The following is a 25572-nucleotide window of genomic DNA, read 5'->3' as shown; positions in this document are numbered from 1 at the left end:
TCTGAGAGGTGAGTATCATGACAACTAATCCTATCATGGTGCATTTTCTTGAAAGTGAAAAAGGACGTGCTGCCTACGCACTGTATAGAAAATGTCCAACAAAATCCAATGAAGAAATCTTGAACCGCTATTTTCAGTTGTATTATGTGAAAGTAAAAATGATTGCATACTTTGCAAAAAGCCTGTCTTTTGAGGCTATGGATTATGATAAACGAAGAAGACAGCATGAAAATCGATATAGCTTACTGTTAGATGCGCCAATTAAGGATGAGAACATGGAAACGTATAAGGAGTGGATTGTAGGAGAAACGCCCTCCTATTATGAGCATTCCTTACATTTAGAGGATGTACTAGATCGTCAGGATGTTTGGGAAGCGATGAAGCTACTAACGAAAAATCAAAAGCGAACGCTTGAATACGCCTATATAAAGGACATGAAGGACACGGAGATTGCATCAGAATTTGGAATCTCTCAGCAAGCAGTATCGAAAACAAGGCAATCAGCGCTAAAAAAATTAAGGAGGCGATTAAAAGTTGGATGAGCTAACCATTATTGAGATGATTGGCAATGTTGGGTTTCCAATAGTCATGACGGTGTATTTGCTGCATCGATTTGAAAAACGTTTAGAAAGACTTGAAGATGAGATTCATGAATTAACTTCAGTCGTTCGAAATGAGGGGTGAAGGTATGGTAGACAAACAAATCCTATTGGAGGAGTTAATGGTAGAATTGAGACCCTCTATTAGAAAAGCGCTACAACAAACTCCTCCTGAGCATCGGAAGGACTTAGAGCAGGAGTTATATTTGAAGATGCTTAAAAAGGTGAAAGAGGAGAATGTAGAGGACCTTCCAAGCTTCTTTGATATGATGAAAAGGTAATAGGATTCTGTAGAAACCTCACGATTTTACCAGCCGTATAGGCGTCTAAAGAGCATGTTTTTATCGATCGCAAATGTCCTAGCTCATTTTGAGATGTACGTTTTCAAGGGGAGCTAGGACCTTTAGCAATAAAGAGCATCAGACCGTCACCACCTCGCTTACATGGCGACGTTTTCTGTTCTCGTATGTTTTTGATCAAAGTAAAAGCTGATGAAGGTTAACGCGCTGGCTACTATAGCAAGAACTCCACCAACCCACGGTACGAATGATAAGTTTCCGGCATGGTACACAAGGCCTCCTAGTGCAGAGCCTAAGGCAATTCCAACATTGCTTGCGACCGGCATAAGGGAGGCAGCAAGCCCCGTTGCTTTCGGTTGATACATGTTAGCTAAGTCAATTAAATACAGCTGAGTGGACGTAGTCAAGAGAATCGCCATCAAGGACATGATTCCAATATTTACAAGTCCAAGAATGAGATGCTCTGTTGTAAAGAATAGACTCATAAGGACGACAGCTTGTAAAAGAAAGACCCAGCGCAGCCTTCCAATAGGATTGTGACTCGCAATTTTCCCTGCTAAAATATTGCTGAAAATCGAGATAAATCCATAAATTAACAAAACGAGACTAATGGAACCACCGGGTATCCCCATCTCTTTTAGAATAGGCACTAAATACGTAAAGACGGCGTATGTTGCGCTAAAACCTAATGCTGGAATAAAGAAGGCAAGCAATATTCTCGGTTGAGCAAGCAAAGGAAGCTGGTCTTTCATCGAGCTTTTTGCCTGACTCAGCTTACTAGGTAACACAAAATAGCAGAAGCTAAATGCTAAAGCGCCTAGCAGGGTGGTAAGAACGAAGGTCCCGTTCCAGCTAAAGCTTTGAGCAATGACAGTCCCAACTGGAACTCCTACCACATTGGCTAAGGTAAAACCACCAAACACAAAGGAAATGGCTATCCCCCTTTTCGGTGCTGGCATCGTTTCGCTTGAAACAATCATAGCAAGGGAAATCAAAACGCCGGTTACAGTGGCTGATAGCATCCGTAGCACCATAAGCACGGAGAAATTTGACGTAACGACGCAAAGGGCATTCAATAAAATAAATCCGCCAATGAGTGATAACATCCACTTACGCTTAGGAAACCCACTCGTTACAGACATGACAAGTGGCGTCGTAATCGCGAATGTTATCGCAAAAGCAGAAACAAGCGTCCCGGCCTTCGCATTGGTCACCCCTAGACTAGAAGAGATTTCTGTTAAAATCCCAACAATTACAAACTCGCTCGTGCCAAGTACAAAAGTTAATAAGCTTAACGTAAAGATAAGAAGCCAGTGGCGCGTTGATAACGTATGATTCATGATGTCTTTTACTCTCCTATTCTTCAAATACAATTAGATTATCATACCACATATTCTGCTAGTTTGTTGGGAATCAGATGAATGAGTAGTCAGGAGAAGGTGCTTCTGTAAAAATAATCTGAAACTTTCCACTACCTATTTCGTAAATGAGGATATAAGAACTTCTGGGAGGCATGGAGATGTTTACCGATATCAATGAACAGATTATCAATTTAAAAGATAAAATACCGAAAAAAAGAAAAATATGAGAGACAATTAAAGGATTATGATAGTGAACGAGAAAGCATCGAACAAAGATTATTGGACTTACGAAAGCGTGTTGAGACGGAAGAAAGAGATGTAGAAAAGCTTGAGCGCTTATCGCTAACCAATTTCTTCGCGACAGTCACGGGGAAAAAGGATGAGAAGCTTTCAAAAGAAAAAGAAGAAGCAGTCGTTGCACGTCATCAACTTGAAAAAGTGGAGCGTACAAAAAAAGAGATAGATGAAGAGATTACCGAGCTTATTAAAAAACTAGATAGCGTCAAATTTGCAGAACAAGCGTATCAAGACATTTTACTAGAAAAAGAGAGTCTGATTAAATCTACTGATACGGTCTATACTGAAGAAGTATTTGCTTTAAGTGAGAAAGAAGGACTATTAAAGGCTTATGTCAAAGAGGTAGAAGAGGCGATCAAGGTAGGGGAGCAAGTACAAGTGGCGCTCTCAAACGCCATTAGCGATTTAGAGAAGGCCGAATCCTGGGGAACACTTGATATGTTCGGGGGTGGAACGGTTTCTGGTTTAGTCAAGCATCAGCATATGGACCAGGCTGAGCACCATCTTCATCAAGCGCAGAAGCGAATGAGAGAATTTCAAAAAGAATTAGTGGATGTGAATGAGCGAACGGACCTTACGATGGACATATCTGGTCTGCTAGTGTTTGCGGACTTTTTCTTTGATGGATTTTTTATGGACTTTATCGTTCAAGGAAAAATCACAGAATCCTTAAAGCAAACAAAGGATCAGTATCGAAATGTAGCTCAAATCATAAATCAGCTTGATGTAGAATACCGCACCAATTCGGAAGAGCTTCAAACCGTTCAACAAAAGAAACAACGCATTGTAGAAGGACTTTAATAGGTAATTAGGAAAGGTGAGAGTGGATGAACTCAACAAAAAGTGTTAGCGATAAGCTCAACTTTGCGAAGTATCCGAACAAACTAGTCATAAACCTTCCAGAAGGAGTAGAGGGATTTTCAGAGGTAACCTATGATTCCTCTATTCAAGAGAAAGAGTACGACTTGCTTTTTATTTTTTATATTCTCTCTTGAAGAATTTCGAGATCACTTACAAAAGATCATAGAACAGAAGCTTGTAAAGGACAATGGCTACGTGTATTTTGCCTATCCTAAAAAGAATAACAATAAATATGAAGCGTACATCGACAGAGATTCCATCTATAACGGGCAATTTTGAACGGCTTACGGGCAAATGATCGTCATTTATGGGCAAATCCCCCCACGCGTATAAAAAGCAATCCAATAAAAAAAGGCCGCCCTCGCGACCTCTTCTACTACCTAGCCATAATAAGGGTTTCTTTCCGCTTCCATCGCTTCAGCCTTCGTCTTATGAACAGTCCCGAAAGGATGCTCAGGTGGGGCATAGATAGCATACAATTTCATCGGGATATCCCCTGTATTTGTCACATTATGCCACGTGCCAGCTGGAATGAGTATAGCATAATCATCAAACGCCATTTCTTCAAAATTCAAATTATCTTGAGTTGGTCCCATTTGAACAAGACCTTGACCTTCTTCTATTCTTAAGAACTGATCTGTAGTTGGATGAACTTCAAGTCCAATATCATCTCCAACGTCTATACTCATTAATGTAACTTGGAGGTGCTCTCCTGTCCATACCGCTGTTCGGTATGTATCGTTAGAGGTAGTGGCTTCATCAATATTAAAAACAAAAGGCTTTCCTCCGAAATCTGAGGAGCCATTGGATACTTCAGCCCGTAACCAATCCACACGTGCGATATGCTCCATTTCTCCACTAGCAGCAGCCTGAAATATATACTGAACAGTAGGGTGAGTAGACGTCGTACTGCTCCTATTATAATAGTGATAGCCATACACCTCTGATTGATACGCTTGCTCTAACCCTTCCCCGTAGCTTGTAAAAGGTGTTTGATATCGATAATACTGAGGCTCCGTTCCAGTTAAAGCGATATATAAATCAGTAAACTGTTTCAATTGTGCCTTTTTGGTTTCTACTAAATAGACTAGCTGCTGCTGATGTTGTGTATTCGGTGCAACGGTCGATAGTCGATAATAGCGATCAACACAAGTCATTTCGTGATGGATAGCATGCTGCAGTGCTTCTAAAGGCTGTTCGACTTGCTCCCACGAATAGGCTTCATTTACTTGGTATCCCACTGAATGATAAGGATATGAGCCGTTCCCTGCCGTGTTGTACATTCTCCATTCATCCCCTTTATAGGTTTATCAACATATTTTATGCCCGGGAATGGAAAATCATCTCACTATTTTATAAACAAAACATCCGCACAGCCATATGCTCGTGCGGATGCAAAAGTATGAAGTAAATTTAGAAATCAAACTCATCCGGATTCGGACCAATACGACGTCCTTCATGTAACGCATTTAGTTGCGCCAATTCTTCTTCTGAAAGAGTAAAATCATAGATGGAGATATTCTCTTCCATACGTGAAGGGGTCATTGATTTTGGAATCGTGATAATTCCTTGCTGAAGGTCCCAGCGTAAAATTACTTGTGCAGCGGATTTTCCGTGAGTAGAAGCAATCTTTCCTACTGTCTCATCGGATAAAAGCTCGGCATTCATAAGTGGAGACCAAGCCTCTACAAGAATGTTATGCTCCTGACAATACGCTCTTACTTCTTCTTGGATTAATTTAGGGTGCAATTCAATCTGGTTCACAACCGGAGTAATTTCTGCGTTCTCTCGTAAATCTTCAAGGTGATGAACCTGGAAGTTACTAACCCCAATAGACTTCACGCGTTTCTCTTTGTAAAGAGATTCAAGGGCTCTCCACGGCTCTAAGTACTTGTTGTCTCCAGGCCAGTGAATTAAATATAAATCAAGGTATTCTAACCCCATCTTTTCAAGACTTTCCTCATAGGCCGCAATGGTTTCATCAAACGTAAGCCCGTCGTTCCATACTTTTGATGTAACGAACAATTCTTCACGTGTTACAAGACCTTGTTCAATGGCTTTTTTAATCCCATTTCCAACACTTGCTTCATTTCCATAAATGGCCGCCGTATCAATGCTGCGATAACCAAGCTTAATCGCTGTTACGATAGCATCTTCTAATGCGGATCCTTCCTCTACACGGAACACGCCGTAGCCAATCTCGGGCATTTCTATCCCATTATTTAAAGTTAAAGCTTGTACCATTCTACTCACTTCTCCTTATTAGTAAAATTGTCAAACCTCATCCATTTGAATGAGTACCTTTGATTATGAACCTCAGTAATAATAGTGTAAAGTAGGAACTTTGAAGTACCTATTGTAGAATACTCCAACTATATTTCCATTTACAAGAAATTCGCTATCTAGCCATTCATTTTTATCTGTGTTTCGAAAAGGGAATGGTACTACTGGTCATGCAATTGAACGAACCAGTTCAAATAAAACAAAGTCAGGTATGTTTCGCGCCGTGTGAGGAAAAGACAAAGTGAGGATAATCAGGTCTTTGGATAAAAAACAGTCAAAACTCAGTATGTTCATCGTCATCTGAGCAATTAGGAAAAACATCTAGCTCATAGCCTTCATCTTTCCTTTTAAAAAAGAGCAAGTCACCTACATGACTTACTCTAAACCATCTACCAATTTGTATGAAACTTTCCTGTCATATCCTTCCGTTCATACGTGTGGGCACCAAAGTAGTCACGCTGTGCTTGTAGTAGGCTTGCGCTGGACTCACCCTTACGATAGCTATCGTAATACGTTAAAGAAGAACTTAAGCAAGGGAAGGCTGTTCCTGTTAGGACACCTGTTGATACAACGTTACGCAGTCCCTTTTGATAGTCTTTGATTTTATCAGCAAAGAATGGAGATACGAGTAAGTTTGCAAGCTCGCTGTTTTCTCCGTACACTTGACTGATCACGTTCAAGAACTGGGCACGGATAATACAGCCGCCTCGGAAAATAAGTGCTATATCCTTTAGTGGAAGATTCCATCCATTCAGTTCAGACGTCTTTTTATACTGAGCAAATCCCTGTGCGTAAGCACAAACCTTCCCCATATAAAGAGCCTGTCTAACATATTCAATCCACTTCTCTTTGTTTAGCTCATCGCGTTCCCCACTCGGTCCGTGTAATAGATCTTCTGCTTGAACACGCTCTTCCTTTAAAGAGGAGATATAGCGAGCAAATAAGGATTCTGTAATGATAGTAGAGGGGATTCCGTCCTGGATAGCTTGAATGCTTGTCCATTGACCTGTCCCGTTTTGACCGACTTTGTCTAAAATCACATCGACCATTGGAGCACCGGTTACTTCATCTTTCTTCTTTAAAATGCTAGCCGTGATTTCAATTAAATAGCTTTGAAGCTCCCCCTGATTCCATGTATCAAAAATCTCCGCAATTTCTTCAATGGAAAGCCCTACGTTTTGACGTAAAAAGGTATACGCCTCTGTAATGAGCTGCATATCAGCATATTCAATGCCATTGTGAACCATTTTCACATAATGGCCAGCTCCTTTAGGTCCAATATATGTACAGCACGGCTCGCCGTCTACTTTAGCCGAAATCTTCGTTAAAATGCTTGCCACTTCATCATACGCTTCTTTATCTCCACCGGGCATAATGGAAGGTCCCGTTAAAGCTCCTACCTCTCCACCAGAAATACCGATCCCTAGGAAGTGAACCCCTTTGTCGCGTAGCTCTTCGTATCGACGCTCACTGTCTTTATAAAAGGAGTTTCCTCCGTCCATAATAATATCTCCTTCTTCAAGGAAAGGAAGAATAGAATGTATAACAGAATCAACCGCTTTGCCGGCTGTTACCATCATAAAGATTTTTCGCGGTGCTTCTAAGGATTGGATGAAATCCTGTGCTTCGTAATATGGATGAAGAGCGTGATCGTCTCTTCTTTCCATTAATTGATCCGTAAGGTCTCGCGTGTAGTTATAGACAGCAACGGTTTCCCCTTTACTCGCCATATTTAAAGCAATATTGCTACCCATAACGCCAAGGCCGATAACCCCGATAGTATTTAACATAAGGTGATGCTCCTTTAAAGAAGTATTTTAGGAAAAGACCTCAGGTAAAGGAGATCTTTTCCTTAATCTATATCATTATAGTATACAAATAGGCTTAAAAGTAAGACGAACCCTAGTACAGACACAGAAATGTGAATGAAAATCCCTCATTTAATCAATCATGACCATTCATTCCATTGAATATATACATAATAAAGGAGGGAGTCAGTTGAAAATCTACCTGATTAGTTTACAATGTCTCTATTTTTTTACGTTTATTCCGTGGGTGGCAATTTGGGGATTGTCCTTTATGAGCTTTGATGGGGGAGTAGGTGTATGGAATAGCCTATTTGTCTTGATCATCACCATCTATCCTGCTGCCGTTATCTTATGTTCGATTCTCTCGTGGCTTTTGCTTAGAAAAAATGAGCAACAAGCGATATGGGTGAGTTTAGTCCCCATGTTATGGGTCATAAGTTTTGGAATCTTAATGATTCTTTAGTAGGCAATATCCCTCAGAATCCCCCTCTCACTCTCCCAAATTTTCTATCTCGCGGCATCGTCTCTATGATAAAATAAAATTATCAGTAAAGTTTGAAAAGGAGACGAGCCGTGTGCCTAAAGTCATCATCACTCTTCTTAGTATCGTATGTGGTATTCTCTTTTATTTCACCCTAACCTCTGCTGTTCATGTGTTTCAAACCGATTGGCAGTTGCCCCAAAAGAAAAAGAAAGACGACGATCAAATTCGATTGGTTTTAATTACCCAGGAGTTAGAAACGCCGTTTTGGGATAAGGTAGCCTATGGTGCTAGTACAAAAGCAATGGAGGAAGGGGCCATTCTAGAAGTCTGGGGAAGCTACGGAAGCAATGAGGAAGAATTTTTAAAGAATATGGAGATTGCTATCTATTCCCAAGTGGATGGAGTGATTGTGCAGGGATTAGAAACAGAAGAGTTTGCGGAGTTGATTAAAACAAAAGCTTCTTCCTATGGTATCCCTGTTATCACGATAGCAAATGATATTCCTCTTGAGGATAGTTTAAGAAGAACCTATGTGGGATCTAATCAATATTATGCTGGACAATTAATGGCGAAAGAGCTTGTTTCAGATATGGGCGGCTTAGGCGAAGTGGTGCTCATGACCAGTAGCGACCGGCACTACTATCAGGAGCAACGATTGAACGGGATGAAGGATGTTTTGAAAGTATACCCAGATATCCAGTTGATTGAATTTGAGACCGTTATAAAACGAGAAGAGATTCGGCAGACGACAAAAGAGGTGCTGAATCAATATCCGGGTATTCAAGGCTGGCTAGCGGTTGATGCGAACCTAACGGGGGACATGGTAAGAGAAATCGAAAGTCGATCGAAAATTGAACCCTATTTTATTTATTCCTTTGACGATACGCCAGAATCCCTAACCTTATTAAAACAAGGGAAGCTGGATGGCATCCTCGAACAATCTCCTCAGGATATGGGAGAAATTAGCGTCGGGCTCATGATGGAACTGCTGCGAAACGAAACAGCTCCCTTAAACTGGGAAGGATATTTAACAGACATTCAAATGGTAAAGGTGCCTGATGAAAAATGACAAGCTTACAAAAGAAGATTTGGTTATTAGTAACAGTCGTTGTATTTATTATGGCAGCCATTTGGACATCCTTAACCTTTTATAATGATAAAATGCAAGATCAATATAATGATATTTTGGAACGATATCTACTGATGAATCAAGTGGCGACGGATAGTTCTCAAATTATCACGGACCTTAATAACTATTTGCTTACCCCATCCGTGGACAACCTTTCTCGCTTAAATGAAAGCAAAGATCAAATCAAGCAAATTCGCTACCAAATAGAAGGCTTTCGTCATGAAGAAAACGCTTTCACTCTAACGAACTACGAGCATCTTATGGATAGCTTACTTGATTCGACGGACCGTACGCTGACGCTTAGAACGAAGCAAGACTCAGAGGATTATGTAGAGGCGTTTAACGAGGCGACTCGTATTTCGAAATATTTGTCTGAGATGTCCTTAACGTTAATTGATCAAGAGTTAAAGACGTATGATTCGTTCTATAGAGGAATAATTGAACAATCAGAAGAGCTTAGGATACTAGGTGTTTGGATGTTTCTTCTCATTACTCTACTACTAGTACTCGCTACCTACTGGTTCTCAAGAAAAATTTCGGGTCCTGTAAAGCAGTTAACAGAGGCCGCCATAGAGTTATCTAAGGGTCGATTTGATTTAAAGATTGAAGTCAAAAGCGATGATGAGATCTCATTTTTAGCTAAAATGTTTGATCAGATGAGGATTAATATTAACAATTACTTAGTTGAAATTAAGCAAAAAGCACAGCTTGAGCGAGAGCTTCAGCAAAATAAGCTTCTTCTTCAAGAAAGTCAGTTGATTAGCTTGCAAAGTCAAATCAATCCGCATTTTTTATACAATACGTTAAATACCCTTTCCAAAAAAGCGTATTTAGAAGGATCAGAAGAGACAAGTGACTTATTAGTAAGCGTGGCTGGGCTCCTTCGCTATAATCTAAAGCGATTAGATAAGTCTACTACCCTTTTAGATGAAGTCCATGTACTGAAGCAATACATGGACATTCAAAAAGCACGGTTCACCGATCGGCTACACTTCCATATGGACATTGAAGAAGACTGCCTATCAGTCCAAATCCCAAGATTAACGCTTCAGCCCATTGTTGAAAACGCTGTCATTCATGCTGTTGAGCCGAACGAGGATGGCGGACATATTTGGTTTCGTGTGTATCGGCAAAACGAGAGAATTAGAATAGAAATAGAGGATGATGGAGACGGAATATCAGAGGAGAATATTAGAGCCATATTAGAAGGGGAATCACGGGACACAGAAGGGCATTCTACAGGGATTGGAATGAGTAATGTAGTCAATCGCCTACGATTGTTTTATAACGAGACGAACATCCTACTGTTTGAGCGTGACCGCGAAAAGGGCACAAGGGTGATTCTCATGATTCCGATGAAGGGGGAGGATAACGATGAAGGTTCTGATTGTAGATGATGAAGAAATTGAACGCATTGGTCTAAGTACCATTCTATTAAGAAACTTCCCGAGCTTAACAATTATGCAGGCAAAAAATGCAAAAGTAGCCATTGAGATGACAGAAGCCTTTCAGCCAGAACTCATTTTTATGGATATTAAGATGCCAGGTATGAGTGGGTTAGAAGCGGTTGAGCACTTACATTCACGCTATCCGACTATTAAATATATTATGATTACTGCGTACGCCACATTCGATTATGCCCATGAAGCCTTGAAGCTAGGGGTGAAGGATTATTTATTAAAGCCAAGCAAAAAAAGTGAGATCATTGAAACTGTAGCGAGAGTGATGGGAGAAATTGAAGCGGAGCAGGCACAGAGGCGTGAGCGGTCCTTGAAGGAACAAGCATGGCAAAAGGCCTTACCTATCATGGAGGCGGATATTGTTACCCAGCTATTATTTGACCATGTTCATGGCATTCAAGTAGAGGAACTAATTGAGCTACTTGGCATACAAGGAGATGGGCAGAAATTTGTTATGAGTCTTCTCATTCCTAAAGGTTCAGAGCATTTTTATACAAAGATAAAAGAGCACGTTCAAGATGCAGGATATGTGGGGGCACTATACGGAAGGCAATTACCGATTATTGTGATGCGTGATAGGAGTCTATCCTTTCGCTCTCAAGCTATTACCCTTGCACGAAAACTTTTAGCTCTTGCCCCTCAAGGAGAAAGAAAAAAGTGGTTTATCGGAATTGGTAACTGTTATGACAGTTTTGAACAGATTCGAAAATCCTACCAGGAATCATTAATTGCTACAAAGGATACATCCCTTCATGTTAGCTTTCGATTTTACTCCGACCTGCCTGAAGTAAGTGCTGGGGGCAGTAACCGTGATTATAAAGAGATGGAGAAAAGACTATTCGAACAAATTCGTAACGGGCAATGGACAGAAGTGTCAGACAGTCTCGTTAAGCTCATTCACCAGTTTGAACAAGAACAGACAAACCTTAATCATGCACAGCAGCGTGTTCTCGAACTACTGTGGATCGCTTCACGAGTATTACACGAGTTAGGGATAGAGGCGGAGCCGCCATTATACTCGGCAGAGGTGCGCTCGTATGGACAGCTTATGCGTGAAACCAACCTTTTACTTCAGCTTTTACAGCAAGTATACGAGGAGTACTATGAGCAGTTAGAGAATGATAGCATTCAACAAATCAAACGATATATTATAGATAACTCTCACTTAGACATATCATTAGAAGGGATTGCGGCTAAGGTCAATCTTAGCCCCATCTATATTAGTAAACTATTTAAAGATCAGCTAGGAATTAACTATATTACCTTTTTGACAGAGTGCCGTATTGAGAAGGCGAAGAAACTTATGACAGACGGAGAGAAAAGTTTGAAAGAAATTACCTTTGAGGTAGGCTATCAGGATCCTAATTATTTTAGTAAAGTATTTAAAAAGCTTTATGGAGTAACACCAAAGGAATACCGAAAAACGCTAATGGGTGTAAAGGGGTAAGGTGATGAGAGTGGGGATAAGAGTAAAACGACCATTCCGCAATTTGCTTATTCTTTTCATTGCGTTGCTAGCTGGTGGCTGTGTGAATCAGCCGGCGGAACAAGCAGCCACGTCTGAGGTGGATCAAAAGGTGGAAGAAATGGTTTTGAAGCCAGGTCCAATGAAGATAGGGTTCTCCATGGATACCTTACTAGAGGAACGGTGGGAAAGGGACCGGACGTACTTTAAAGAAGCAGTCGAAGCGTTAGGAGCAGAGGTGGATATTCAGACCTCGAACGGAGATGATGCTTTGCAAATCTCTCAAGCAGAATCCCTCATTCGAAGTGGGATAGATGTTCTAGTCATTGTCCCTCATAACGCGGAATCCACAGCCATTATTGTGAAAAAAGCCCATTCGGCAGGAGTGAAAGTTCTTGCCTATGACCGGTTAGTTAAAAATGCCGAGATTGATTTATATGTGTCTTATGATAATGAACAAGTAGGTCGCCTTCAAGCGGAGGCCATTGCCTCTGTTGCTCCTAAAGGAAAATATGTCTATATAGGGGGAGCGGAAACGGACCATAATGCTCACTTAACGAAAAAGGGGTCTACCGAATTCTTAAATCCTACATTGATGCGGGAGATGTTTCGGTTGTATATGATCAATGGACAAAGGATTGGGTTCCAACGAACGCTTACCATAATATGAAGGAAGCTTTAGAAGCTAATCCAGAAGGAATAGATGCCGTGATTGCTGCGAACGATGCGACTGCGGGTGCAGCGTCCCTTGCGCTTTTAGAGTATGGTCTTTTAGGAAAAGTACCAGTAGCAGGTCAAGATGCTGAATTAGCGGCTATTCAGCGCATTGTGAGAGGAGAACAAACGATGACAGTATATAAGCCGATCCAATCCCTTGCACGTGAAGCGGCGAAGCTTGCGGTTCAGCTTGCAGCAGGTGAAGAGATAGAAGTCACGGAATATGTGAATAACGGAAAGATGAATGTACCTTCTGTACTCCTTTCTCCTATCGCGGTATATGAGCATAACATTCAAGAGACCATCATTGCAGATGGATTTCATTCCGAGGAAGATGTGTTTAAAGGGTTAAGTGAATAGGAATAACAGCGGGACGCCAGGATATCTGGCGTCTTTTTTTCTAGAGTAGTAGATTGAAACATCTAGTCCTTTGTAATTGATTCCGGTCGCTCTCTATTACTAGTTCACCTTAAAAAATTCCAGTTAAAACTAAAAAAATAACTAAAAGTAAACGCTTTCATGTAATACCCCTCTTGATATAGTTGAGTTGTAAAAACAAAAAGGCTTTTGTTAAAAAATGTTGCGGAAATCAACAGCGTTGTTTAACAGAGCCAACAAAAAAAAGGGGTGCGCTTTATGAAAGGAAAACTGAAATTTATTCCTGTTTTATTTTTCATCATGATGCTTGTCGTAAGTGCTGTTGGATGTAGCAGCAGTACATCTGGTGGCGGGGAAGTAAGTATTGGAATTGTCTTACCAACAAAGGATGAGCCAAGATGGGTACAAGATGAGCAACGTTTTAAAGATGCCTTAGCGGATTCTGATTATACTACGGAGATTCTATTCAGCCAAGGTTCTTCAGCAAAAGAAAAAGAAAATGTTGAAACACTTTTAAATAAAGGTATTGATGTTTTAATCATTGCTCCTCATGACGGTGCGGCAGCGGGAGCAGCAGTAGAAGCAGCGAAAAAAGATGGTGTGACGGTCATCTCGTACGACCGTTTGATTACAGAAACAGAAGCGGTAGATTACTATGTAACGTTTGATAGCATTGCAGTAGGAGCTGCTCAAGCTCAGTACTTAGTGGATAATGCTTCAGGTAGCGGCATTCCATTATACCTATATGCAGGAGCTTCTTCTGATAACAATGCATTCCTATTCTTCGAAGGAGCTTGGAAAACACTTCAACCTAAAATTGCAGATGGAACATTTGTTATCGCGAACTCTAGTGAAGCAGAAGGCTTAAAAGACAAAGCGGAATTAACGCGTGACGAAATGGGCAAAATTTTAGGTCAAGTTACAACGAACTGGGATCCGAATGAAGCAAAGAATAAAGCCCAAACTCATTTAACAGCAGTTGGAGCAGATGCAAAAGGGGATGTGGCGGTATTAGCGCCAAACGATGGGACATCTCGTGCGATTGCTGACGTATTCGCTCAAGACCCTGAAGTATCAAGCTATGTAATTTCTGGTCAAGATGCTGAGAAAGCTTCCATTCAATATATCATTGATGGAAAGCAATCCATGACGGTATTTAAAGATGTTCGTACTCTAGTAACAGATGCAATTGGAATGGCAGTAGACGTACTTGACGGGAACACACCTGAAACAACAGGTTCTTACAACAATGGTGCGGTGGACGTGAATGCGAAGCAAACAGATGTCATTGTGGTAGATCAAGAGAACGTGAAACAAGAGCTAATTGAATCAGGATACTATGAAGAGAGCGAGTTCTCTGGTCTGTAAGTAGCCGTTTCTGGAAATAGTGATGGATTCGTCTATCACTATTTCTTACTTATCAGCATGAAAGGGAGGAGGTTTGGCATGAACACATTATTAGAGATGAAAAACATCACCAAGGAGTTTGTGGGAGTGAAAGCCTTAAGCGATGTAAATTTCCAAGTGGAAAAAGGCGAGATTCATTGTCTAATTGGTGAAAACGGGGCAGGAAAGTCCACATTAATGAAGGTGTTAAGCGGTGTGTATCCTCATGGAACCTACACGGGTGACATTGTATTTGACGGGCAGGTTCAAACGTTTCAACGAATTAACGATAGTGTAGATGCCGGGATTGCTATTATTTATCAGGAATTGGCGCTATTTCCTGATTTATCAGTCTATGAAAATATCTTTATGGGCAACGAAATTAAAAATGGAGCCATGGTGGATTGGAATGAAACTATCGTCGAAGCAGGTAAGATGCTTGAAAAGGTAAAGTTAAAGGTTAATCCAGAGACACTGATTAAGGAATTAGGAGTAGGAAAGCAGCAGTTAGTAGAAATTGCTAAAGCCTTGAGTAAGAAAGTACGTTTGCTCATTTTAGATGAACCAACAGCAGCGCTAAATGAAGATGACAGTGAAAACTTACTAGAGCTCTTGCGAGAGCTAAAGAAGCAGGGCATTACTTGTATCATGATTTCCCATAAATTAAAAGAAGTCATTTCCATTGCGGATAAAGCGACCGTTTTACGTGACGGAAAGACCATTTGTACATTGGATGCCGCTAAAGGAGAAATCAATGAAGCGGTCATTATTAAAAACATGGTAGGACGTGAAATTGAAGATATCTATCCAAAGCGCGAGAAAAAAGCGTTAGGAGATAAAATAATAGAATTAAGAGATTGGTCTGCCTATGATCCGAAAATTGGACGATATGTAGCTAAACACATTGACTTAAATGTGAGACGAGGCGAAATTGTCGGGATTGCTGGATTAATGGGTTCCGGGCGTACGGAGCTCGCTCTTAGTATTTTTGGAAACTCTAGAAATTACAAACTAGAGGGTGAGCTACTAGTAGAAGGAGTTCCGACCTCCTTTAAGCATACGAGTGAGGCCATAAAATCTGGCATTGCCTATGTGACAGAGGACCGAAAGGGTGACGGACTGTTCCTTTTACAGGATATTAAACAAAACATATCTGCTTCTAATTTAAAGGGAATTTCACAAGGCGGCATGATTAACGACAATGAAGAGATTAAAGTGGCAGAAGGCTATAAAGAATCATTAGGGATTAAGGCTTCTTCGATTCAGCAGATTGTTGGCAAGCTAAGTGGTGGAAACCAGCAAAAGGTTTCATTAGGAAAATGGCTGTTCGTTGGACCTAAGCTTTTACTATTAGACGAGCCAACGAGAGGAATTGATGTTGGAGCAAAGTTTGAAATTTATTCGGTGATGAATGAGTTAATTGAGCAAGGAATGGCCATCATTATGATCTCTTCAGAGCTTGGCGAGGTGCTCGGAATGAGTGACCGAATTTATGTTATGGCAGAAGGAGAGCTGAAGGGTGAAATGATGACCGAAGCAGCGAACCAAGAAACTATTATGCAGCTCGCAACAGAGTAGGGAGGGAAAACACATGAAGTTGGTTCAAGAGGCACAACAATTAGTTAAACACAATATCCGTGATTACGGGATGTATATCGCTTTAATCGTCATTATGATTACGTTTACGATTTTAACAGACGGTCTTTTCATGTCTTCTCGTAATATTAGTAACTTACTAGATTCAGCCGGCTATATTGCTGTTCTAGCAGTAGGGGTCATGCTTGTCATCGTGATACGTCATATCGATTTATCCATAGGGTTTTTAGCTGGCTTTCTAGGGGCTATTGCAGCGATTTTATTAATGCAAGGGGGCTTATCGGTCTATATCGTAATCCCTATCATATTAGGTCTTGGGATTGTAGCTGGTTTAGGTACAGGCTTTCTTGTAGCGAAGGTTGGGATTCCTTCCTTTGTGGCTACCCTTGCTGGCTGGTTAATCTACCGAGGCGCGATCCTTCTCGTCACGGAAGAAACAGGGACGATTATTGTCCAGAATGACGCCTTTAACGCGATAGGGAATGGATATATTCCTTCTATTATAGAGGTTGGGGGCTTGCATTTACTTTCCTTAATTCTAGGAGCCCTTGGAATTGTCTTTTATATTTATAGTGCGATATCTAACCGCCGTAATAAAATGAAATACAACTTTGACGTGATTTCAAAGGAAATCTTCATCCTACAATTACTATTTGTTTCAGCAATTATTGCCTATATCACTTGGATATTAGCAGGATACAACGGGTTTTCTTGGACGGTTATAATTATCCTTCTAGTGGTTCTTGTCTATCATATTCTCACCACTAAGACGGTCCTGGGTCGTCATATTTACGCAGTGGGAAGTAACCCTGAGGCAGCCCATTTAAGTGGAATTAACGTAAGTAAAATTACGTTCATCGTGTTCGGCTCTATGGGCATGCTGTCTGCTTTATCGGGGATCTTGTTCACAGCTCGACTACAATCAGCAACAACGACTGCCGGTACATTATTTGAGCTTGATGCTATCGCCGCAGCCTATGTTGGTGGGGTATCGGCCGCTGGTGGTGTTGGGAAAGTAACAGGAGCCATTATTGGAGCCGTTGTGATGGCCTCCTTAACTAATGGGATGAACCTATTGGGTGTTGGAATTGCTCCTCAATATATTATTCGCGGAGGCGTACTCGCGCTTGCGGTTATATTTGATGTGATGACACGTAAGCAGAGGGGGTAGGAGTTCAACCGACACACCCTTGATGCAAACCTTCAACACCAAAAAAGGATTGTCCTTCTAAGAGGGCAATCCTATCTTTATTTTACTGAACTACTAACCGACAAAACTCTCTTATACCATTCAAGCTGAAGGCCGCTTGAATACCTGTCCCAGCACCCTAGCAGCACAACTGTAATCACGCCAAGCTGCGGAGAAAATAGAGGTTGGTCGACAAGGCCGGTTAACAGGATGATGGGGAGAACCAGCATGTATAAAGCCGACTCCTGCTTGTCTCGTACCTCATATGCAAACAATCGACTCCATTTGAAACTATGGTGGATAACCATAATCAGAAAAGCCACACCGCCAAGCATTCCAAATTCAGCAAACATGCCGATAAAGATATTATGAGCATGTGGCTTCCATTCATAGAAGGCATTTACATATTCTTGACCAAAGCCAACTGGAGTCACACCAAAAAGAGGGTGTTGTTCCCAAATTTCTATACTCTTTCTCCAGATCGCTTGTCTTCCGTCCATCGAATCGTCCATCCTGGAGAATCGGGGTAAATACCTTAAAGCACCCTGACACACAAGAATAGCCGTAGAAATCCCTGCTACTATCGCTATCCTCCCAAATCTAAACGCTAGAATCATATAAAGAATGATGAGTGTGAAAAATCCAGCGCGAGAGCCTGTTTCTAGGACACCATAGCTTAGGAAGAACAATAGAAGTAGCTGCCACCATAATGAACTAAATTTCCTATACTGTACCGTGTGAAAAATCTGTGCTAATTGAAAGGCAACAGCCATTAGTAAAAGATAGACCGCAAAGTTTGGATTATACGCTGCTCCTACTAAGCGAGTTTCGTCCATATTGGCAATATGAATATTCCCAGTGAACAAACTAACCAACAAAGGAAAGCTCTCCCCTTTGAATGCTAACCCTATGAAGCAGTTATATACTCCTCCAAACACTACTAGATTTCTAAACTTCTCTGTAAAAGGCTGAAACGATCCGTCTACCACACGTAAATAAACACCCCAGTATCCGAGAACTAATAGAGAGGAACCAACAAAAGCCCACTCTCTCATCGATAATGCTGCTCCCAGTGAAGCAATCAACAGCATTGAGAAGAACCAAGAATTTAACGAACGGAGTAAAGGTTTTTCTCTTTTATAAAAATCCATAGAGTATTCAGCCCACTAGCCAGTACTAATATTATTCCAATCGGTGGCAATATGAAACATAGTAAAATACTGAACTCTAAACTAGAGTATCTTTTTAAACTATTCATAGTTTCTCCTATTGAACGTTTCTGCAATTTTTCCAAACGAAAACTAACTTAACACATATTAATACAAAACGACCTAGAATATTCTTGATATTTGTATAGATAAGGTAAATTGTTTGTTAAAAATTGGATCGAGTGAGTGGTTGACCCTACCTTTTCTCGTTGCTTAGACAAAGTGTTTGAAATATATGGTATCCATTATGGGATATTTTACAAGAGGTTACTAGAGCCATTTTGAGCAATTAGGTAAAAAAGGTAATTTGTCCTATGTTATTTTTTAATGAGAACATGAGGATACCAAATAGAGTAAATCGTGCTGTTGATGGGGAAGGGGTGCGGGTAGCAGTGAAACTCGTACTATACAAAAACGTCACTACAATCTAGTTGTAGTGACGTTTCATCCTATTTAAAGAACCAAGAATCTCTCGTTACCTGTATTAATAAGCCTTCTTGAAAAACTCCGCTAACTCCTTACTATGCAATCTACGGGCCTTTCTATGTTCGGCACGATTTTCAGCTGTCTCATTTAGCCATTTTTCCTCTTCTGTTTCAGGGATGATCTCTGGTACCTCAGCTGTTTTATCTCCGTCTAGAGCGACAAAGGTTAAAAAGGAAATCGCTGCAACACTCGTTTCGCCTGTTAGCAGCACTTCAGAAGTTACTTTTACGCAAACCTCCATAGAACTTCGCCCTGTGTAGGTCACCATTGCTTCTAATGTTACCGCGTCGCCCACTTTAATGGGCTCGAGGAAATCTACTGAATCTGTAGAAGCGGTTACGACGGGCTTTCTTGCGTGGCGAGTGGCGGCAATTGAAGCAACATCATCAATATAAGCCATAAGCTTTCCGCCAAATAACGTTCCGTGATGGTTCGTATCCGGAGGGAGTACGTGGGTGGTTATGCTCGTTTTTGTATCTTTCATATAACGCTTTTCTCCCATGTGAAATCACCTTTCGTTTTGGTTTGAGTGTAATAGTTAATCGTGCTCCCTATTACCTTACCTCAAATTCTCCCCCAAAAATACGAATTGAACCTAAAGACAGCCAAAAGCTACTCTGTAACAGTTACTTCACTCATTAAAGCATGTGTATTCTCCTCAGAATCATGGAAAAATGTCATCCACGTTTCGGTGTTTCCCATCTTCGCAATGAGGTGAGGAGTGTCGACAAAATGAATACCCTTCTCGCGGTAAAGGCGTGAGGCTTCTTCAATGTCCTCCACTTGGAAATAAAAAACGGAGCTTGGCCCATTATATTTTTCTTTTTCAGGTAGGGTTAGCATCAATCGAAGTCCTTGGCACTCAAAGAACGCCATTGTATCCATTTTGAATAACAAGGATAATCCAAGCTTTTCTTGGTAAAAGTGAACAGCACGTTTGATATCTTTTACATTCATTCCGATTTGGTGAACCTTTTGGATGGGTTGTGTGGAAATTGGCATAGTATGCTCCTTTCAAATTTGGGAGGTGTGCTTCTTCGGCCCTGAGCCTCCTGTAGCGCGCGTGCCAGAACAACGAATAATCACGAGTAAGGGAGTCGCGCCCCCGCAAGGTCTTCGCGTATCCCCAACCCCAAAAGCAAAACATAGGATCATTTAGCAACAAACTAACTCGGTGTTAAAAGGTACTGAAGAGATTCTACCTCACTTTATTCCATTTTAGCTGAGAAGTTAGAATATTCAAACTAAAATAAATAGAAAGAGACTTGCGCCTCTTTCTTACCATTCCTTTGGCTCATAATCTAACTCTTTGAACAACTGTGTTTTTTCCTTTTTGGAAAGGTCACGCCACTGTCCCACAGGGAGGTTGCCAAGATGGATATTCATAATACGGGTACGCTGAAGTCGGTATACTTCATAGCCAAGTGCTTCGCACATCCGACGAATTTGACGGTTTAATCCTTGAGTAAGCGTAATTTGAAAATCATACTTCGAGATCTGCTCTATTTTACAAGGCAGGGTTTTCGTTCCTAAGATCTTCACTCCACTTGCCATATTGTCTAAAAATTCTTGAGTGATAGGCTTGTCTACTGATACAAAATACTCCTTCTCGTGTTTGTTTTCAGCGCGAAGGATTTCGTTGACGATATCTCCGTCGTTCGTAAGTAGGATCAGCCCATCGGATTCTTTATCAAGTCGCCCAATGTTAAAAATTCGAAGGGGGTGGTTCACAAGGTCAATAATGTTTCCTTTTACTCCTTTTTCCGTTGTGCTCGTAATGCCAACAGGCTTATTAAGGGCAATGTATACATTATTTCGAGCCAAGCGAACATGATTCCCGTTCACAAGGACATCGTCACCAGGGTTGACTTGATCCCCAATTTTCGCTCGTCTGCCGTTAATATAAACACGGCCTTCTTCAATTAATTTATCAGCACCACGACGAGAAGCTTTTCCCGCATCACTTATATATTTATTAATTCGCATATTCGAACCTTCCTTATAGTTAATTTCAATTAAAAAACTCCTGTTACTAGCATGAATTCTAGTACGATTTTACAACACTTTTCCCAAATTCGAAAGGAGGAGCCCATCCCTTAAGCAAATGACTCGCAAACCCTTCGTCTGATTTTGTAAGATTCAAGTATCTCAGGTAAGGGAGGAATAGGTAGGATGAACAAAAAATATGAACCACTTTTTACCCCGTTTACTTTCGGTAACGGTGTAGAGTTAAAGAACAGAATCGTGATGGCACCAATGACCAACTTTTCATCAAACGAAGATGGCACGGTTACAGATGAAGAGGTCCGTTACTACGCTCGCCGTTCAAGTGGAGTAGGTATGGTGATTACTGCATGCACATACGTAACACCAAACGGAAAAGGATTCCAGGGAGAATTTGGTGGCGATTCTGATAGTATGATCGAAAGTCTTACACAGCTAGCGAAGGGAATTAAAGAGCAGGGAGCAAAAGCTGTTCTACAAATCTTCCATGGGGGAAGAATGTGCCCTCCTGAACTTGTACCAAATGGAGATGTTGTGAGTGCAAGTACGATTCCAGCAGAAAGTGGAGCAGGCAAAGGAGTGACACCAAGAGCCCTAACAGAAAGTGAAATTGAAGAAATCATTGTCGCATTCGGAGAAACTACTCGCCGGGCGATCGAAGCAGGCTTTGACGGAGTGGAGATTCACGGAGCGAACGGTTATTTGATTCAGCAGTTCTTCTCCCCGCATTCTAATAACCGCACAGACCGCTTTGGTGGCAGTGTAGAAGGAAGAATGGCATTCCCCCTTGCTGTTGTCGATGAAGTACAACGCGTGGTCAAGGAAAAAGCAGACCCGTCATTTATTGTAGGCTACCGATTCTCTCCGGAAGAGCCAGAAACACCCGGTATCACAATGGAGGATACAATCAAGCTAGTGGATACTCTTTCAGATAAAGGCTTAGACTACTTGCATGTTTCTTTGTTTGAATTCTCATCGAAGCCGCGAAGAGGGGTAGAAGACCTTGAAAAGCCTCGAATTGAATACATTCAAGAAACCATCGCTGGTCGAGTTCCTCTAATTGGAGTAGGGTCTATTTATACAGCTGATGATGCCATAAACGCTTTTCATACAGGAGTACCTCTGTTGGCTCTAGGTCGTGAGTTGATTATTGACCCAGATTGGGTACAAAAAATTGAAGCTGGGCAAGAAGGCGAGATTGTGACAGAAATTGATAAAACGAAACAAGGTGAACTAGTCGTTCCAGATCCACTGTGGAACGCAATCATTCATACACCTGGTTGGTTCCCAGGAGTGTAAAATAAGAGGTCAAGTACCTCTTATTTTTTTGTGAAAACCATCGGAATATTTTTCCTAATCGAGTATAATAGAGACTAAACCAATCTACTAACTAAAAGGAAGTATTTTAAAAATACTGGTAAACATTATGGGTCTGTATGTATTTTTTTAGTTAACTTTTCTATTTTCTCTCTTCTGATTAGTTTGCCCTTTATTCTCCGCTCATTTTTAAATGTAAAGCCCCTTGACCATTACGGTCCTATCGGAAGTGTCTATCTAGGTATTGTGTCTGTAATCGTTGTCTATTTTTCATTTGATGTTCAAAGCTATAATTATGATATTCGTTATTCTCTTGTTATTCTTGCCTACGCTTATTTTGGACCTGTCGGTGGAATCATCACGAGTTTATTTTCTATCATGACACGATTAGTTGTAGGAGAAGAATGGTTTGCCGTTATAGTAGGCGGCATGCTCATGCTTGCAATTCTAACCATTGTGGCGAATATCACAGCAAAGAAACCGCTAGTTCACAGAATCCTTTATTTAAGTGGTTCGTATATAGTTGCCTACCTTGTCATTGTACCTCTTCTTTTAAATATTTTGAGTGACCAGCTCTTTTTTCATCTAGTGTATCTTTCATTTATCTCCCTTGGGGTTTTCATAGGATTTTTGTTAATAGAATCCTATGAAAAGATGTCTAGAGTGATCGTGGAGAAAAATAAGATGGAGCAAGAATTAGAATCTAGCGAAGATAAGTATCGCCTTATCGCAGAGAATACGTCTGATTTAGTTGTGGTTGTCAATAAAGCACATAGGATAACGTATGTATCCCCATCTCATAAAAAAGTATTAGGATTAAAGGGGAATTTAGACTTCCTTACGGAAATTAGAAAAATCATCCATCCAGATGATATTGAAGAATATGGACGTGTGGTTTCTAGTATGTTCGATGAGGAGGGTGAAAAATTAGCAGAGGTTCGTTTAAATTTGCAAGGGACATGGTCTCATTTTGAGTCAAAATGTATGGGAGTAAAAAATGATGCCGGCCAAGTTGAACATATTATTGTCACCACACGAAGTATCGAAGAACGTAAACAAGCAGAAGAATATTTACTTCAAAAAGAAAAGCTTTCAGTCGTCGGTGAACTCGCCGCTGGTGTAGCCCATGAAATACGAAACCCATTAACAACTATAAAAGGGTTCATTCAATTATATAAAGATGAACAAAGGTACTCTGAGTTTGATTCCTTAATTCTTGAGGAGCTTGGAAGAATTGAAATGATTACAAGCGAAATGCTGTCACTTGGAAAGCCTCAAGCCCATCATTTGAAAAACCTAGATATTGAAATAGTAGTTAAGGAAACAGTCGAGTTTCTTACTCCTCAAGCGAGGCTGTTGAATATAGGATTTGTCTTAACAAAAAATGTTGATACAGGTAAAGAGTTGATTTACGGAGAAAGAAATCAACTCAAGCAAGTATTCTTGAACCTTTTTAAAAATGCAATGGAATCAATGGAAGCAACGGGAGGAACTGTTTATTGTCATATTAGTTCAGAGCATAACCAATGTGTAATGACTATTATTGACTCGGGATGCGGCATACCAAAAGAGGTACTTTCAAGATTAGGAGAGCCCTTTTACAGTCTAAAAGAAAAAGGAACGGGTCTTGGTGTCATGATGTGCCATAGGATCATTCAACAACATAAAGGAACCCTCTCCTACACGAGTGAGGTAGGAGAGGGAACCAAAGTTGAAGTGATCTTACCTATTGTACATGCCGAACATTCTTCATCATAAACCCACTCTTCGGCAGGCTTGGAATATCGCTATAGGAGTAATCTAAATCTTGATCAGGAACAGTATAAGTCATATGATGGACCATATGTTTTAGACTCACTTTTAAAATGTCAATGGTTATCCACTCACCGGCACAGCGGTGACCAATATCAAACTCACCACCACCTTGTGGAATGAAATCAAAGGGGTTACCCGTCCAGTCAGCAAAGCGACTTGGGGAGAAACGATCCGGATTTTCCCACTCCTCTGGGTGGTGATTTGTTCCGTAAAGATCCAGTAACGTGAGTGTTCCTTCTTTAAATGAATAGCCTTTCCATTCGAAGTCTTGATTCACCCGAGCAGCAGTAAACGGGAAGAAGGGATAGTACCGTCGAACCTCTTGAATGAAGAGCTGAAGCGATGAATCCCCTTCTTTTAGTTTCTCTCCTTCTTTCGGATAGTGATGAAGGGCTAAAGCAGTAAATGTAATATATACAGAAATAGCTACAATCGGACGTAGTAAATTTAACAGTTCAACGGCTACTACTTTAGAGTCTAATAAGTTTCCTTCTAGATCCCGATAAGTTGAGAAAGCATAAAGAGCTTTGTGTGATTCAACTTGAATTTCTTCATTTCTCACCTTTTCAACTAGTTCTATTAACCACTTCTCTATGTTTGATCTAGAACGTCGACTCTTATAGTGAGCAACTCCAACAGAGGCCGCAGACTCGAACATATCACCAAGCTCTTGTGAAAGCTCCTTTACTCCTCTGTCTTTAACAGGGACACCAGTCCAATGACAAGCGACTAATGTTAAGAGCTTTTTAGATTCCTCATATAGCTTGACAGAATCCATCTTCTCCCACTTTGTTGTGAATTTATCCCATGCTACATCTGTGAGCTCAACAATCTCTTGTAGGGACTCCTTAGACATCATACTCATAAACATCCCTTTACGGTGATGATGTGCATCTCCGTCTAACCCCTGAACTCCGCCTTCACCGAATAAGGTTTTCTTTACTCGAGGAGGAGCTGCATCGCTTCTTCTAAATTTATCGTTAGAATAAAAGAGTTCCGCTGCCTCTTTTCCTGTTAAACAAATAACGCGTTCGACTAGAAGTCTGGTCTCAAATACATTAGACTGTAGTGTATTTCGTCGATTCAATATGTACGGATAGCCTTCACTTAATATCTTTAGTGTATGGTCTAGTCCTTTATCTTTTGGCATAGATTTCACCATAGAACGACCTTCCTTTTCAATGGATTTGTTATAAAACCGTTCCCTTTATTCGAACAAGAGAAACGTAGCTACAGGAAAGTATGTAAAATAAAGTTAACTGATTATCCATGTAGCTCAGAACAAATTAATTAAAAAATGGGTAGGATCCTTCTTTTAAATGGGACGGTAAAACCTAAGAGTTCGATGAGAAAAAATACTGGGGAAATCTTCCGTTTTTGAATGGTTTCAAAGGGGTTCCTCCTTTAACAAAAGAACGAAAGAGCACCAC

The 25572-nt window shown here is 40.7% G+C and carries 23 protein-coding genes and 1 pseudogene; 15 read left to right on the top strand and 9 right to left on the bottom strand.

Going from position 1 to position 25572, the window contains the following annotated elements; translation table 11 throughout:
- The first annotated feature begins 17 nt into the window (after positions 1 to 17).
- From M44_RS14745 to M44_RS14735, 3 genes are read left to right on the top strand one after another with little or no spacing between them, the layout of a single operon-like run.
- Entirely contained in the window at positions 18 to 542 is a 525-nt protein-coding gene (locus M44_RS14745; protein WP_010174744.1) for a sigma-70 family RNA polymerase sigma factor, read from the top strand.
- Positions 535 to 684, top strand: a complete 150-nt coding sequence (locus M44_RS26405) for a YvrJ family protein (protein ID WP_010174742.1) — start codon at positions 535 to 537, stop codon at positions 682 to 684. Before M44_RS14745 ends, M44_RS26405 begins: the two co-directional genes overlap by 8 nt.
- Positions 685 to 688: 4 nt before the next feature.
- Complete coding sequence (locus M44_RS14735) at positions 689 to 880, top strand: hypothetical protein (protein ID WP_010174740.1); 192 nt, start codon at positions 689 to 691, stop codon at positions 878 to 880.
- Positions 881 to 1038: 158 nt separating this feature from the next.
- Here the strand turns inward: M44_RS14735 and M44_RS14730 are convergent, their stop codons facing one another.
- Positions 1039 to 2238 carry an MFS transporter gene (locus M44_RS14730; RefSeq protein WP_010174738.1) on the bottom strand — a complete coding sequence of 400 codons (1200 nt, stop codon included), beginning with the start codon at positions 2236 to 2238 and terminating at the stop codon, positions 1039 to 1041.
- Between the two features lie 300 nt (positions 2239 to 2538).
- Here M44_RS14730 and M44_RS14725 point away from each other — a divergent pair, with 300 nt between their 5' ends.
- Together M44_RS14725 and M44_RS27090 are read left to right on the top strand one after the other, a co-directional pair.
- The gene (locus tag M44_RS14725; protein ID WP_010174736.1) at positions 2539 to 3357 is read left to right on the top strand and encodes a hypothetical protein; all 819 of its coding nucleotides are present in this window, start codon (positions 2539 to 2541) and stop codon (positions 3355 to 3357) included.
- Positions 3358 to 3383: 26 nt separating this feature from the next.
- Entirely contained in the window at positions 3384 to 3551 is a 168-nt protein-coding gene (locus M44_RS27090) for a hypothetical protein (RefSeq protein ID WP_010174734.1), read from the top strand.
- Positions 3552 to 3797: 246 nt separating this feature from the next.
- On the opposite strand, the gene M44_RS14715 is transcribed toward M44_RS27090, so the two are convergent.
- The 3 genes from M44_RS14715 to gnd all read right to left on the bottom strand — a co-directional run bounded on the left by M44_RS14715 (position 3798) and on the right by gnd (position 7490).
- Entirely contained in the window at positions 3798 to 4700 is a 903-nt protein-coding gene (locus tag M44_RS14715) for a cupin domain-containing protein (RefSeq protein WP_010174733.1), read from the bottom strand.
- Positions 4701 to 4830: 130 nt separating this feature from the next.
- Entirely contained in the window at positions 4831 to 5661 is an 831-nt protein-coding gene (locus M44_RS14710) for an aldo/keto reductase (protein WP_010174732.1), read from the bottom strand.
- Positions 5662 to 6089: 428 nt separating this feature from the next.
- A complete protein-coding gene (gene gnd / locus M44_RS14705) occupies positions 6090 to 7490 on the bottom strand; it encodes a decarboxylating NADP(+)-dependent phosphogluconate dehydrogenase (RefSeq protein WP_010174731.1) in 1401 nt (466 codons plus the stop codon).
- Between the two features lie 208 nt (positions 7491 to 7698).
- On the opposite strand from gnd, the gene M44_RS14700 reads away from it, so the two are divergent.
- From M44_RS14700 to M44_RS14665, 8 genes and pseudogenes are all read left to right on the top strand, one after another.
- Positions 7699 to 7971 carry a hypothetical protein gene (locus M44_RS14700; RefSeq protein ID WP_010174729.1) on the top strand — a complete coding sequence of 91 codons (273 nt, stop codon included), beginning with the start codon at positions 7699 to 7701 and terminating at the stop codon, positions 7969 to 7971.
- A gap of 112 nt (positions 7972 to 8083) precedes the next feature.
- Positions 8084 to 9061, top strand: a complete 978-nt coding sequence (locus tag M44_RS14695; RefSeq protein ID WP_010174727.1) for a substrate-binding domain-containing protein — start codon at positions 8084 to 8086, stop codon at positions 9059 to 9061.
- The gene (locus tag M44_RS14690; RefSeq protein WP_010174725.1) at positions 9058 to 10518 is read left to right on the top strand and encodes a sensor histidine kinase; all 1461 of its coding nucleotides are present in this window, start codon (positions 9058 to 9060) and stop codon (positions 10516 to 10518) included. Before M44_RS14695 ends, M44_RS14690 begins: the two co-directional genes overlap by 4 nt.
- Complete coding sequence (locus tag M44_RS14685; RefSeq protein ID WP_010174722.1) at positions 10496 to 12028, top strand: response regulator; 1533 nt, start codon at positions 10496 to 10498, stop codon at positions 12026 to 12028. The genes M44_RS14690 and M44_RS14685 overlap by 23 nt, the downstream gene beginning before the upstream one ends.
- 4 nt (positions 12029 to 12032) lie before the next feature.
- Positions 12033 to 13123 (top strand): annotated as a pseudogene (locus M44_RS23565) (sugar ABC transporter substrate-binding protein).
- Positions 13124 to 13399: 276 nt separating this feature from the next.
- Complete coding sequence (locus M44_RS14675; protein WP_010174716.1) at positions 13400 to 14509, top strand: sugar ABC transporter substrate-binding protein; 1110 nt, start codon at positions 13400 to 13402, stop codon at positions 14507 to 14509.
- 78 nt (positions 14510 to 14587) lie between these two features.
- Positions 14588 to 16105 (top strand): sugar ABC transporter ATP-binding protein, encoded by a 1518-nt coding sequence (locus M44_RS14670; RefSeq protein WP_010174715.1) that lies wholly within the window; start codon positions 14588 to 14590, stop codon positions 16103 to 16105.
- Positions 16106 to 16118: 13 nt separating this feature from the next.
- Positions 16119 to 17294, top strand: coding sequence for a sugar ABC transporter permease (locus M44_RS14665; protein ID WP_010174713.1), 1176 nt, complete (start codon positions 16119 to 16121; stop codon positions 17292 to 17294).
- A gap of 77 nt (positions 17295 to 17371) precedes the next feature.
- Here M44_RS14665 and M44_RS23560 read toward each other — a convergent pair whose 3' ends face one another.
- From M44_RS23560 to rluF, 4 genes are all read right to left on the bottom strand, one after another.
- On the bottom strand, positions 17372 to 18463 hold the full coding sequence (locus M44_RS23560; protein WP_010174712.1) for an O-antigen ligase family protein: 1092 nt from the start codon (positions 18461 to 18463) through the stop codon (positions 17372 to 17374).
- A gap of 541 nt (positions 18464 to 19004) precedes the next feature.
- The gene (locus M44_RS14655) at positions 19005 to 19508 is read right to left on the bottom strand and encodes an acyl-CoA thioesterase (protein WP_010174711.1); all 504 of its coding nucleotides are present in this window, start codon (positions 19506 to 19508) and stop codon (positions 19005 to 19007) included.
- 110 nt (positions 19509 to 19618) lie between these two features.
- Positions 19619 to 20002, bottom strand: a complete 384-nt coding sequence (locus M44_RS14650; RefSeq protein ID WP_029326911.1) for a VOC family protein — start codon at positions 20000 to 20002, stop codon at positions 19619 to 19621.
- Between the two features lie 282 nt (positions 20003 to 20284).
- Entirely contained in the window at positions 20285 to 20992 is a 708-nt protein-coding gene (rluF, locus tag M44_RS14645; RefSeq protein ID WP_010174709.1) for a 23S rRNA pseudouridine(2604) synthase RluF, read from the bottom strand.
- 186 nt (positions 20993 to 21178) lie between these two features.
- On the opposite strand from rluF, the gene M44_RS14640 reads away from it, so the two are divergent.
- Both M44_RS14640 and M44_RS14635 read left to right on the top strand, forming a co-directional pair.
- Entirely contained in the window at positions 21179 to 22309 is a 1131-nt protein-coding gene (locus M44_RS14640; RefSeq protein WP_010174708.1) for an NADH-dependent flavin oxidoreductase, read from the top strand.
- Positions 22310 to 22573: 264 nt separating this feature from the next.
- Entirely contained in the window at positions 22574 to 24085 is a 1512-nt protein-coding gene (locus tag M44_RS14635; protein WP_010174707.1) for an ATP-binding protein, read from the top strand.
- Here M44_RS14635 and M44_RS14630 read toward each other — a convergent pair.
- Positions 24054 to 25304, bottom strand: coding sequence for a CYP152 family fatty-acid peroxygenase CypC (locus M44_RS14630; protein ID WP_010174706.1), 1251 nt, complete (start codon positions 25302 to 25304; stop codon positions 24054 to 24056). The genes M44_RS14635 and M44_RS14630 overlap by 32 nt on opposite strands.
- Positions 25305 to 25572: the final 268 nt, after the last annotated feature.

This window comes from Bacillus coahuilensis m4-4 (assembly GCF_000171615.1).
Taxonomy (GTDB): Bacteria; Bacillota; Bacilli; order Bacillales; family Bacillaceae_K; genus Bacillus_T; species Bacillus_T coahuilensis.
This window is presented reverse-complemented; position numbering and strand designations above follow the sequence as displayed.